The organism is Longimicrobium sp., assembly GCF_036399255.1.
Taxonomy (GTDB): domain Bacteria; phylum Gemmatimonadota; class Gemmatimonadetes; order Longimicrobiales; family Longimicrobiaceae; genus Longimicrobium.
Map to the genome: position 1 here is coordinate 188,616 of NZ_DASWNM010000134.1, position 11,427 is coordinate 200,042.

12 protein-coding genes are annotated in these 11,427 nt (G+C 68.6%); 2 read left to right on the forward strand and 10 right to left on the reverse strand.

What is annotated here, in order from left to right:
• Nucleotides 1-2: 2 nt before the first annotated feature.
• From dapA to trpS, 10 genes are all read right to left on the reverse strand, one after another.
• Nucleotides 3-917: a 4-hydroxy-tetrahydrodipicolinate synthase gene (dapA, locus tag VGC13_RS24635; RefSeq protein ID WP_331127966.1), complete on the reverse strand. Its 915-nt coding sequence runs from the start codon at nt 915-917 to the stop codon at nt 3-5.
• Nucleotides 918-928: 11 nt separating this feature from the next.
• The gene (locus VGC13_RS24640) at nt 929-1,306 is read right to left on the reverse strand and encodes a hypothetical protein (protein ID WP_331127967.1); all 378 of its coding nucleotides are present in this window, start codon (nt 1,304-1,306) and stop codon (nt 929-931) included.
• Between the two features lie 184 nt (nt 1,307-1,490).
• Nucleotides 1,491-2,915 (reverse strand): ATP-binding protein, encoded by a 1,425-nt coding sequence (locus VGC13_RS24645; protein WP_331127968.1) that lies wholly within the window; start codon nt 2,913-2,915, stop codon nt 1,491-1,493.
• Between the two features lie 135 nt (nt 2,916-3,050).
• On the reverse strand, nt 3,051-3,515 hold the full coding sequence (locus VGC13_RS24650) for a hypothetical protein (RefSeq protein WP_331127969.1): 465 nt from the start codon (nt 3,513-3,515) through the stop codon (nt 3,051-3,053).
• 500 nt (nt 3,516-4,015) lie between these two features.
• Nucleotides 4,016-4,675 carry a hypothetical protein gene (locus tag VGC13_RS24655; protein ID WP_331127970.1) on the reverse strand — a complete coding sequence of 220 codons (660 nt, stop codon included), beginning with the start codon at nt 4,673-4,675 and terminating at the stop codon, nt 4,016-4,018.
• A 125-nt stretch (nt 4,676-4,800) separates the two neighbouring features.
• On the reverse strand, nt 4,801-6,201 hold the full coding sequence (locus tag VGC13_RS24660) for a hypothetical protein (protein ID WP_331127971.1): 1,401 nt from the start codon (nt 6,199-6,201) through the stop codon (nt 4,801-4,803).
• A gap of 125 nt (nt 6,202-6,326) precedes the next feature.
• The gene (locus tag VGC13_RS24665) at nt 6,327-7,127 is read right to left on the reverse strand and encodes an ion transporter (protein WP_331127972.1); all 801 of its coding nucleotides are present in this window, start codon (nt 7,125-7,127) and stop codon (nt 6,327-6,329) included.
• Nucleotides 7,128-7,173: 46 nt separating this feature from the next.
• Nucleotides 7,174-7,716: a hypothetical protein gene (locus VGC13_RS24670; protein WP_331127973.1), complete on the reverse strand. Its 543-nt coding sequence runs from the start codon at nt 7,714-7,716 to the stop codon at nt 7,174-7,176.
• Between the two features lie 78 nt (nt 7,717-7,794).
• Nucleotides 7,795-8,274: a hypothetical protein gene (locus tag VGC13_RS24675; RefSeq protein WP_331127974.1), complete on the reverse strand. Its 480-nt coding sequence runs from the start codon at nt 8,272-8,274 to the stop codon at nt 7,795-7,797.
• Between the two features lie 90 nt (nt 8,275-8,364).
• Nucleotides 8,365-9,333, reverse strand: a complete 969-nt coding sequence (gene trpS, locus VGC13_RS24680; RefSeq protein WP_331127975.1) for a tryptophan--tRNA ligase — start codon at nt 9,331-9,333, stop codon at nt 8,365-8,367.
• Between the two features lie 386 nt (nt 9,334-9,719).
• Here trpS and VGC13_RS24685 point away from each other — a divergent pair, with 386 nt between their 5' ends.
• Nucleotides 9,720-10,121, forward strand: coding sequence for a hypothetical protein (locus VGC13_RS24685; protein ID WP_331127976.1), 402 nt, complete (start codon nt 9,720-9,722; stop codon nt 10,119-10,121).
• A gap of 338 nt (nt 10,122-10,459) precedes the next feature.
• Entirely contained in the window at nt 10,460-11,323 is an 864-nt protein-coding gene (locus VGC13_RS24690) for a MerR family transcriptional regulator (protein WP_331127977.1), read from the forward strand.
• Nucleotides 11,324-11,427: the final 104 nt, after the last annotated feature.

Consider the following 11,427-nt stretch of genomic DNA (forward strand, 5'->3'; position numbering starts at 1 on the left):
CGTCAGCTCCCCACCAGCCCCAGGGCGCGCATCTCCCGCTCCAGCTCCTGCCGCACCGCGTCCGACACCGGCACCAGCGGCAGGCGCGGCTCGCCCACCCGGAATCCCAGCATGCCCACCGCGGCCTTGATGGGGATGGGGTTGGACTCGCGGAAGATGGCCGCGATCAGGGGCAGGTAGCGCAGCTGCAGCGCGCACGCCTCGGCGGTGCTCCCCGCCAGGAACGCGTGCGCCATCCGTGACGTGTCGCGCGGCGCCACGTTGGCCAGCACGCTGATCACGCCCTGGCCGCCCAGCGCCATCAGCGCGACGACCTGGTCGTCGTTGCCGCTGTACAGCGCCACGCGGCCGCCCACCCGGCGCGCCACCTCGGCCACCTGGCTGATGTCGCCGCTGGCTTCCTTGACGCCCGCCACGCGCTCGTCCCGGGCCAGCAGCTCCAGCGTCTCGGGAAGGATGTTGCACGCCGTGCGTCCGGGGACGTTGTAGACCACCGTGGGCAGGTCGGCCGCGTCCATCACCTTCTGGTAGTGGGCCACGATGCCGCGCTGGGGCGGCTTGTTGTACGGCGGCGGCGCCACCAGCAGCGCGTCGGCCCCCGCCGCGCGCGCCGCGGCCGCCAGGCGCGCCACGGCGGCCGTGTCGCTGCCGCCGCACCCGGCGATCACCGGCACGCGCCGCTCGCCCTGGCGCACCGCGTCGGCGACCACCTCCACCGCGCGCCGCTGTTCGTCCGGCGACATCGCCGACGCTTCGCCGGTGCTGCCGTTCACCACCAGCGCGTCCGTGCCCTCGCGCAGGTGAAAGCGCACCAGCTCACGCAGGGCGTCCTCGTCCAGGCCCCCGTCCGCCACGAAGGGCATGACCAGCGCCACGCCCGAGCCGGTAAAGAGCGTCCTGCCGTTGGGTTCCGTCATCGTCCGGGCGGTCAGATGTTGTTCAGGTCCATCACGTCGCCCGGCATCACGTCGCCCTCGGCGTCGTCGGGGTCCAGGTCGCGCTCGGTGCTGTCGCGGAAGTCGTCCGCCGCCTCGTCGCCCACGCTGTCGTGGAACGAGCGAAAGACGGTGCCGCCGCACTTTTCGCACGCCATGCCGGGCTCCGGCTGCTCGTCCTCGAAGAAGTAGTCCTTGCCGCAGGTCTCGCAGACCAGCGTGAGCACCTGCCCGCGCGGCTCGCTGCCGCCCGGCGGGTCGCCGGCGGGGTTGTCGCGCGGCTCGTCGGTGGCGCCGGCGTACTGCGCGGGGCCGGCGTCGGTGCCGGAATCGTAGCGTCCCTGCTCGTTGGTCGGGCTAGCGTCGGACATTCGTGTCTCCTCGGTAAGATTCGGGTCCGCGGCGAGGGTGCACAACGTGTACCGGGGGCTGCGAGGGGACAAGGTTACAGGGGACAGGTTACGGTGGGCAACGGCATCCAGCGGCTCGCGTCCCGATCGCACCGTAGTTCCACCAGTGGAACTTCCACTGATGGAACCTGGATCGGGAGGCCGATCAGGAGGCGGCGACCAGATCCTCGGCCGTGAAGAGCAGAACGGTGCCTTCGCGCGCCGCCTGCAGCACTCCGTCATCCGCCTCGCCGCGCGCCGTGAACAGTGCCACGTGCACGGCCTGCACGCGCCCGAGCTCCGCCGCGACCTTCTGAGCACGGTCGTGCAGCGTGGCCAGGTGGGCCGTGGTGACCCGCCCCCACTTGCACTCGCCCACCAGAAGCTCTCCGCGCGCACCCAGCACCACCACGTCCACCTGGTCCTGGGACGCGGCGTCCCACCACTCTCCCACGCGCACCGGCCTGAACGGAAGCCGGTCCGTGCGACGCACGAAGTCGCGGCAGATCTCTTCGAAAACGGGTCCCATGTAATCATCGAGGTCGGGCACGACGACCTCGTCCCACAGGCGCTCCGGCGGCACGAGGCCGAGGCTTCCGGCGTTCACCAGGCGGGCGATGGTCCGGTGCCAGAAGGCCACGTACGGATCCACCACCCGGTACAGGGCCCGCCTGGATTTCTGCGGGTTCTTCTCGGTGGCCGGCACCACCCGCCCAATCACCTGCATCTCCTCCAGCCACTGCAGCGGGCGCAGCAGGGAGCCTCCCGCACGCCCCACGCGCCTGGTGATGCCGCTCCAGGTGTGCTCGCCGGACGCAATCGCCTCGATGATCGAGTAATGCACGTGCGCGTCGCCGGTAAACGCGTCGAGCATGTGCTGCGCCTCGTCCACCAGCCGCCCCGTGGGACTCAGCAGCGCCTCGGCCACGTTCTCTCCCAGCGGGCGGTCCGGCTCCAGGAGCGCCAGGTGCCCGGGCAGGTGCCCGAACATCCCATACGCCAGCAGCTGATCGCGCAGCGGATACCCGGGCATGAAGCGCGCGGCGTCCGGGAACGCGAAGGGGCCAAAGACCAGCTTGCCGGTACGCCGGCCGTACAGCGGCTGGTCTACCTGCTCCAGCCGGTTCATGGCCGTCACGTACGATCCGCTGAGCACCACTTTGATCCGGGTGCCCGGCCAGTGGTGGTCCCACAGGTTCTGGATGATGGAGGGAAGCGCCGGCGCGGCTGCCGCCAGATAGGGAAACTCGTCGAGCACGAACAGGAACGGCTCCCCGTCCGCCCGCCGCGTCACGTACGCGAACAAATCCTCCCACGACGGAAACGCGACACCCTGCCGCAGAGCGGGATCATCGAAGTGCTCGCCGATCACGCGCGAAAGGCTCCCCAGCTGCTCGGCCTCCGTCCGCCGTGTGGCCTGGTAGTAGATGCCTCTCACCGACTTCGCGAACCTCGAGAGCATGAAGCTCTTTCCCACGCGGCGCCTCCCTACCGCGAAGATCAGGTCCGGGCGGGGCTTTCTCCAGAGCGTGGCCAGCGTTCGCCACTCCGCATCGCGATCGAAAATGTCTGCCGGTTTGTCTATCTTCATCAAAGAAGCCCTTCGGCTTGTCCACCGGATGGCAACCGCTCCAGAAGCTAGTTCCACCAGTGGAAGTTCCACTGATGGAACTTCCACTGGTGGAACCAAGGTGACGTGTGTCGACCGGCAAGTCAAGCGACTGCGTCAGGGATCCTTCTTCGCCACGCGCGCCCTGCCCTGCTCGGTGGCGGCGCGGCTGGCGTCGCGCTTCATGGTCTTGATGTGCTCCACGCGGCGAAAGCGGAGCGCGGACCAGTCTTCGTCGATGGCCACCTGGCGCACGCCTTCGAACCCCGCCGCGCCCAGGGGCATCCAGCCGCTGTCGCGGTTGAACTCGCACCTGTAGCGCTTCGACGTGCCCTTGGGATACGCAAACCACACCACCGCGTCGCCCTGCGCCTTCGGAAGCACGGCGTCCGCCGCCGCGGCGAGCTCCGCGGTGGTGATGACGAACGCAAGCGCGAACTCCACCCGCTCCACTGCGGAGGCATCGCGGTGCACCGTCACGCCGTCGAGCGCATCCAGTTCCCGCTCGAAGCTCTCGGGCGCGTTCAGCACGACGATCTCCGTCTGCCCCTTCAGGTTCAGCTTGTTGAACAGTGGCGTCATGGTCGATGGCTTACGGGATGAGATCGTGTTCGTCGGACAAAATACACGCCCTGAGAGATGGAGGACAACGCGCCGGCCGACCTACCAAAACAGACACCGGCCGACGGTCTGCGGCTTCTTTTCTGGCCACGAGCACCAGACGGTAGATTCCTCAGTCGGCGCCAGAGCATGCGATGGCAGAAAGTTTCTTGCGGCGCCTCCTTCGGAATGACAGATCGGGGGTATGTGCGTGGCTTCTCTCGCGAGAGGGACCGTCGGCGCGCCGGTTGCGGACGCGCAGGAGCCTGGGACGCCGCACACGGCCGGGCCGCCGAGTCCGCGCAGGCGGACTTTGCGATTTTCCAGCGGCGAATTCATTCGCTCCGCGGGCGGAGCGGCACGTGACCGGCCAGAATCGCCGATCGCCATCATCCCGTCTCTCATCCCCCACCCCATCGCCACACAACGCAAAACGGCGCGGAGCCGAAGCCCCGCGCCGCCGTCCGTCATCCCCCGCCGCGTCAGATGAAGCGGTACAGCTCGACTCGCCCGTTGCCGGTGACCGTGCCCTCCAGGCGCACGCTGTCGCCGGTGCGCAGGCGGTGGAAGTAGTCCGTCGTGGCGTTACCGGGGTTGTACGGCAGCGTCACCGTGTACGTGCCCTGCTGCGTCTGCACCTGAAACGTGCCGCGGTTGTGGTCGATCTGCCCCACGCGGCCGGACAGCTGCGACATCTGCCCGCCGCCGTTCATCCCGCCGTTCATGCCGCCGGTGTTGCCCGTCTGGCCCGTGCGCTCCTGCACGCTCTGCTGCACGTCGATGCGGCTGACGTACGTCTGCCCCTGCTGCCCCTGCTGCACCTGCATGGCCACCACGTCGCCGCGCTCAAGCGCCGTTACCGGGTACTGCTGGTTCTGGTAGGTGACCACGGTGTTCTGGTCGAAGAACACGTTGCCCTGCTGGCCCTGCTGCGTGCGCACCGCGATCACCTGCTGGCGCGTGTCCACGTTCTGCACCTCGACCACCAGCTGTCCCTGTCCCTGCTGGCCCTGCTGTCCGGCGCCGCCCATGGCCCCGCCCAGGATGTCGCCCAGCGCACCCAGGTTGCTGCCGGCGCACCCGGTAAGCCCCACCACCGTGAACACCGCCGCCGCCAGGTGGCGTATTGCGTGCCTTTTCATCGTCATCCCCTGCCTTCAAGGGTTTCGCCTGCTCGTATGCCCGTTGGAGCGGCGGTGTGGAGGCAAGAGGAGTGCCGCAGGCACCGCAAGCCATTGTCCGACACTCACATAAACGCAGGCTCTGCTCAGCGGAATCCGTTCCCGGGCACACGATCCGCGGGCAGGTCGAAACCTCGGACCATTGCGTCCAGGATGGCGGGGTTTCGATCCGAGTTATTGTGCGCTCCGCCCGGGTTCTTGAGGCCCAGCAGGCGCCATGTGGGGTTCTGCACCGTAACGTTCACCAGCGTACCCGCCAGTCCGGTGCTCGCGATGTAGGGCGGCAGCTCGAAGCCCAGCAGATCATTGACGTCGTTGAACGCAACGTACTGCGTGAACATCCCGAACACATCTGGCGCACGGAACATCTCGTCCACGCCGGGCAGTGCTTCCGTGGGACACCGCCCCCGCTCTGAGCGAGGAACGCACACGGCGCCCAGCCTTGCCAGGTTCAGCAGCGCAAACTGGTTGGCACGCATGAAAACGGTCGCGTCATCCATCAGAAAGAACTCGGCTACGTCCCTTGTTGCAGCCGCCTCGTCCAGCCCCCGACCGCGTCGGCTCTCCGTTGTGTCAGCCGCCGTCCACAGAGCGTCCATCAGCAGAAAGCTGCCCAGGCTATGGGTCATGGCAAAGAACTCCGCGGCGCGCAACGCCTCGTTTGCACGGGGGCGGTCCGCAGGCTGTACCGAGCTCGCCAGGTCGCACCGGTCTTCGGGGCTCTGCCGCACGGCGAAGCCACCGTCCCGCAGCACGTCCGTAGCCACCATGCAAAGCGCCAGGCTCACGTCGTCGCGCAGCACGTCACCAACCGGCCCCAAAACGATGGTCGCGTCGCTGAAGCCGTCCACCAGAATCTGGTCCTTGATCCGACGATTGAAGAAGGCGCGGCGATCCACGTTCTGTTCCGCCTCCGGAGGAGGACAGCCGGGATCAGGGGTGGGAAGCACTTCGAAGCAGGCAAAAAAGCGTCGCTTGACGTCATCCCTGAGCGGCGCCCAGAGCAGTTCGTAGAACACCACGCGAACACGCCCGTCGCGGGGATCCACCCACGCACGGCGGCGGACCTCCGACTCGCGCAGCGCGACCCTGCCCAGCGGCTGCGGCCCCACCGCGACCTCCACCTCGTATTCACGGTTTACCGGCAGCAAGGTGACGGTGTCCGGCATTTCCGCCTGCGGCTGCGCGGGAACCAGGTTCAGGCGTTCTGCCAGCCCATGCTGCTGGACGGCGCTGTACCCGGGCTCGAAGGTTCGCATTCCATGCACCAGCAGCACACGGACGGGTGCCCCGGGTGATTCAGCCAGCGCGGAGTCCAGACCCCGCACACGAATATACGCGCCCTCCGGGCCGTTGCCCCTCCACGCCGGATTCGGCAGCGGACGAATGTCCGTGGGCTTCAACTCGTGCTGCGAGACTCCGCAGCCGGTCCCGGCGAGCACCAATGCAACCGCCAGCAGGGCACGAGGACTGGAGATGTGCGGCATGTGGACTCCTGAGATGCGCAGAAACAATCGTCAGCCGAAAACCACGGCTGGGTACATTGATGGGATGAAGGTCAGAAATTCCTAGCGGCCCTAATCGGGCGAGCGCCTGCGGCGGTGAGGTGAGGCTACAGCTCCGTTCCGCAGTGCTTGCAGAAGGTGGCGTCGGCGTCGTGGCGGTCCACGCCGCAGCCGCGGCACACGCGGCGCGTGACCGACGCGCGCGAGGCCCGGTCCAGCTCCAGCGTGACGATGCCCGTGGGAACGGCGATGATGCCGTACCCCATGATCATCAGCGTGGCGGCGAGCGTCTTTCCCAGCGGGCTGGCCGGCGCCACGTCGCCGTACCCCACCGTGGTCAGCGTGACGATGGCCCAGTAGACGCTCTGCGGAATGCTGGTGAACCCCGACGTGGGACCCTCGATCAGGTACATCAGCGAGCCCACCACCACCGTGACGGTGAGCACGGTGCAGACGAACACCGTGATCTTGTAGCGGCTGGCCCGCAGCGCGGCCGAGAGCACCGCGCCCTGCTGTACGTACTCCGCCAGCTTGAGGATGCGGAACACCCGCAGCACGCGAAGCACGCGCAGCACCGCCAGAAAGCGTCCCGGCGGAAACAGGATGCTCAGCCAGGTGGGAAGCACCGAGAGCAGGTCCACCACGCCGTAGAAGCTGCGCGCGTAGGCCAGCCGGTCGCGGGCCGTCCACAGCCGCAGCAGGTACTCCAGGGTGAACAGCCCCGTAAAGAACCACTCCGCCGCGTACAGGTACTTGCCGTACGCGGCGGCGATGGAGGCCACGCTGTCCAGCATCACCACCAGCACGCTAAGCAGGATGGCGCACATCACCACGATGTCGAACGCCCGCTCGGCGGGGTCGTCGTGCTGAAAGATGATGTCGTGCAGCCGCTCGCGAAGAGTCCGCATTCCTGGTGTGTGGTGCGTCGGGTGCGTCAGGCCTGCCGGCCGGTGGTCAGAAGATCGGCCGTTCGTCGTACAGCGCCAGCGCGCCGCGCACCAGGCGGTAGATGAACCACAGGGTGACGGCGAGCCCCGCCCCGTACAACAGGATGAGGGGCAGGCCGGCAAATTCCGTCACCACCACGACCAGGACGCCCAGCACCACCAGGCCCAGGCCCCACCACAGGCTTTTCCAGAACGTCTCGATCTGCCAGTCGAAGTGCGACTCCACCCAGGTGCCGCGGGCGTCGCCGCGCTTGAGGTACGCCACGATCAGCCCCACGATGCCGGGGATGAAGTACAGGAACGAAAGCATGAACAGCACGTACACCACCATCGCGATCGGCTTCGCGGACGCGGCCCGCGCCTCCTTCGCGTCCACGCGCCGCGCCATCGGGTCCGCGGCGGCGTACGCGGCGGACGAGGGCGGCGCGTACGCCGGCGCGGCGTACGGAGCCGTGGGCCGCGCGGGCACCAGCGGCCGGCCGCAGTGAATGCAGGCGGGCGCGGCGTCGGAGACGGAGCCGCCGCAGTCGGGGCAGGTGATGAGGGCCAATTCGCGCTCGTGTGCAGAAGGGTGGAGCGGGTCGTCGCGTGTGCGGCGGGGGAATACGAGCGCGGGGCGAAAAAATCTTCAGCCGGGCAGATACTGTGGAGGGATGGGGTTTTCCGCGCGCTCCGAGTCCCAGAACACCGTCACCACCCACCAGCGCGCGCCGTCGTGGTACAGCTGAATGCTGTTGATGCCGCGCGCGAACGGCTCGCCGCCGGGCGAGGGGCGCGAGTCGTAGGTGCTCCACGCGTGCGCCACGCACCCGAAGCGCTCCACGCGCATCGCGATCTGCCGCTCGAAAAAATCCATCCGCTCCACCACGGGCGCGGTGGTGCGGATGAAGGTTTCCAGGTCCATCACGTCCGGCGGGTGACCGCCCTGGCCGTGGTGGATGGCGCGGTTGGTGGGGATCATCCGCGCCCCGCCGATGAACAGCGCGCGCAGCCCATCCCAGTCCCGCGCCTCCCCCGCCGCCCCCGAGATCGCCGCGTACATCCGCGTGATGATCCCCTCGACCGAGTCCACCCCCTCCACCACGGTGACCGCACTCTCTGCCGACACGAGCCTCTCCGGTAATCGAATCGTACGAACGAACGCAGGTGCCGTTGCAGGCTATTCCCTATTCCCTGTTCCCTATTCCCTGCAGTTCCCCTATCCCCTCAACCCCACCGCCCGCCACACCCGCTCCAGCGTCACGTCCGCCACCGCGCGCGCCCGCCGGGCGCCCTCGTCCAGCACCTCGTCCACGTAGCCGGGCCGGGACAGGATCTCCTCGCGCCGGGTGCGCATCGCCGCGAAGTGCTCCCAGATGGCCTCGAACAGCTGCTGCTTGAAGTGGCCGTACCCCAGCCCGCCCGCGCGGAACTCGTCCTTCATCCGCTGCACCTGCCCGGGCGTGGCGAACAGGCGGTACAGGTCCACGACCGTCGACGTGTCGGGATCCTTGGGCGCCTCCTGCGGCGTGCTGTCGGTGACGATCTTCATCACCCGCTTCCGCAGCGCCTTTTCGTCCATGAAGATGTCGATGGTGTTGCCGTAGCTCTTGCTCATCTTGCGCCCGTCCAGCCCGGGCACCACCGCCACGTCCTCGCTGATCTTGGCGTCGGGCAGCTTGAGCGTGCCCTCGCCGTACGCCTCGTTGATCTTGATGGCGATGTCGCGCGTGACCTCCAGGTGCTGCTTCTGGTCCTTGCCCACCGGCACCAGGTCCGCGTCGTACGCCAGGATGTCCGCCGCCTGCAGGATGGGATAGGTGAACAGGCCCACGTTGGCCGCGATCCCGTTCTGCACCTTTTCCTTGTACGCCACCATGCGCTCCATCAGCCCCATGGGGGTGACGGTGGTCAGCGTCCACATGAGCTCGGAGTGCACCGGCACGTGCGACTGGCGCCAGAAGGTGGTCTGCTCCGGATCCAGCCCGCACGCCAGCAGGTCGATGGCGGCCGTGCGGATGTTCTCGCGCATCCCCGCCCCGCTGCTGCTGGAGGTGAGCGCGTGCAGGTCCGCCAGGAAGACGAACACCTCGCCCTGCCCCTGCAGGTCCAGGATGGGCTTGATGGCGCCGAAGTAGTTGCCGATGTGCAGGATGCCCGAAGGCTGAATTCCCGTCAGGATGCGCATGTCGGTGGAGCCTTGAAAGATCAGCGGACGGTTGGATGCGATGCCGGGGCGCGCCGATGCTGGCCCGCTGCGCCCCGGTCCGTGTAAGTTAGCGAGCCCATGCAAGCCCGGACAAGCCGGAAATTCCAGGCTTTGCCCCGGAGATGGTCCAGGCAGGTGCCCAAACGTCCCGCAGGCGCTGGCGGCGGCCTCGCCCGCACAGAAGGGTCGCCCGGGACAAGGAAATCTGCCTGCCAGGCCTGGTCCCGGTACTCTGCGCGACCCTGGGCGGCCTGCCTGGACGTTGATCCCCTCTCCCGTTCGTGGAAGAGGGTGCGAGCCCGGGCGAGCGGGTAAGGGCCCCCGCCGTGCCGGAGAGCCAGACCACCGCGTGACGGAGCCGCCCCATGCCCATCTCGTCCCGGGAAGACTACCTGCTGCGCGTGATCCGGCAGATGGGCGCGGTGCTGGCCCGCATGCTGGGGCTCAAGAACGGCGGCCAGGTGCACGAGGCCGCGCAGGCCCTGGACGACGCAGAAGGCGAGCTGCTGGGCCCCCTGGCCGAAGTGGTGCCGCGGGTGGATTCCGCCACCGCCGCCCACATCATCTCCGACCCGCAGCGCATCGCCGCCTGGGCGCGGCTGCTGCACGAGCGCGCCGACCTGCTGCGCCTGGCCGGCGACACGCCGGGCGCCGAGCTCGCCGCCGCCCGCGCAGGCGAGCTCGCGGCTGAAGCATGGGCGCGCGCGCACGGATACGAGTCCGCCGTCCGCGAGCTGCTGGGCCCGCTGGCGGACGCGCCCGGCTAGCCATTCGCCGAATCCCTCCACCCCGCTCCACGCCCCACCGGCGGAACACCCGTGCCCCGCGGGCCCGCGGTGTTCCGCACGATCGGCCTGCGGAGACTGCGTACGGCTTGCGCTACAAGGCTTGTCTAATGACATTAGTGGGTTCCCTGGATCCGCGGCCGGCGGCGGCGCTTTTTGAAAAGTATCAGAAGGCGCAAAGCGAGCCCCTCCTCGGTGCGGGTACGGCGGTTGCTGCAGAACCGCCGCCCGGCGGACCATCCAGAGGATCCGGAGCACCCCGGGATTGCGCCCATACGTTCATACGACACACCCTAACGGGACGGATCTCTGAAGCAGCCATGAGCTACCGCATCAAGCGCGTCGCCCACCTTACCGGGATCAACCCGGCCACGCTCCGCGCCTGGGAGCGCCGCTACGGCCTGGTGGCGCCGGACCGTACCGGCTCCGGCTACCGGCTGTACACCGACGAGGACGTGGCGATGCTCTCGCGCATCAAGGTCCTGGTCGACGAAGGCCTGACCATCGGCGAGGCCATCAGCCGCGTGCGCCGGGGCACCGAGCCGCTGCCGGCCGACGCCGGGGGCCCCTCCGTGCGCGACGTGCGCTTTCGCATGCTGGAGGCGCTGCTGGCGTTCGACCGGCGCGGCGCGCTGGAAGCGTACCAGGAGGTGCTGCGCCTGCCGCCCGACCGCCGCGTCGAAGAGGTGCTGCTTCCCGTGCTTCGCCACGTGGGCGACCTGTGGGAGGCCAACGAGTGCGGAATCAGCGAAGAGCACTTCGCCACCGCGTTCGTCCGCGAAAAGCTGGCGGGGATCATCGAGGACCTGGACACCGGCGCCGCCCGCGGCCCCGAGGCCGTGTGCGCCGGCATTCCCGGCGACATGCACGAGTGCGGTCTGATGGCCGCCACCATCCACCTGGCCACGCGCGGCTGGCGGGTGGTGTTCCTGGGTGCCAACGTGCCGGTCGAGGACCTGCGCCGCATCCTGCAGCAGCGGCGCCCGGCGCTCTTCTGCACCTCGGTGGTCAACACCATGGGCGTGGCCGACTTCCGGATGCTGGCGCGCGCCCTGCGCGAGGCGGCTCCGCCGGAGACCGAAGTGGTGATCGGCGGACCCGGCGTGCCGCCCCCGTTCGCCAGCGCCGACGGCGTGCGCCTGACCGACGACCTGAGCGAGCTGGTAAAGGCCGCCGCTGCGTGAGTGCGTGAGTGCGTGAGTGCGTGAGTGCGTGAGTGCGTGAGTGCGTGAGTGCGTGAGTGCGTGAGTGCGTGAGTGCGTGAGTGCGTGAGTGCGTGAGTGCGTGA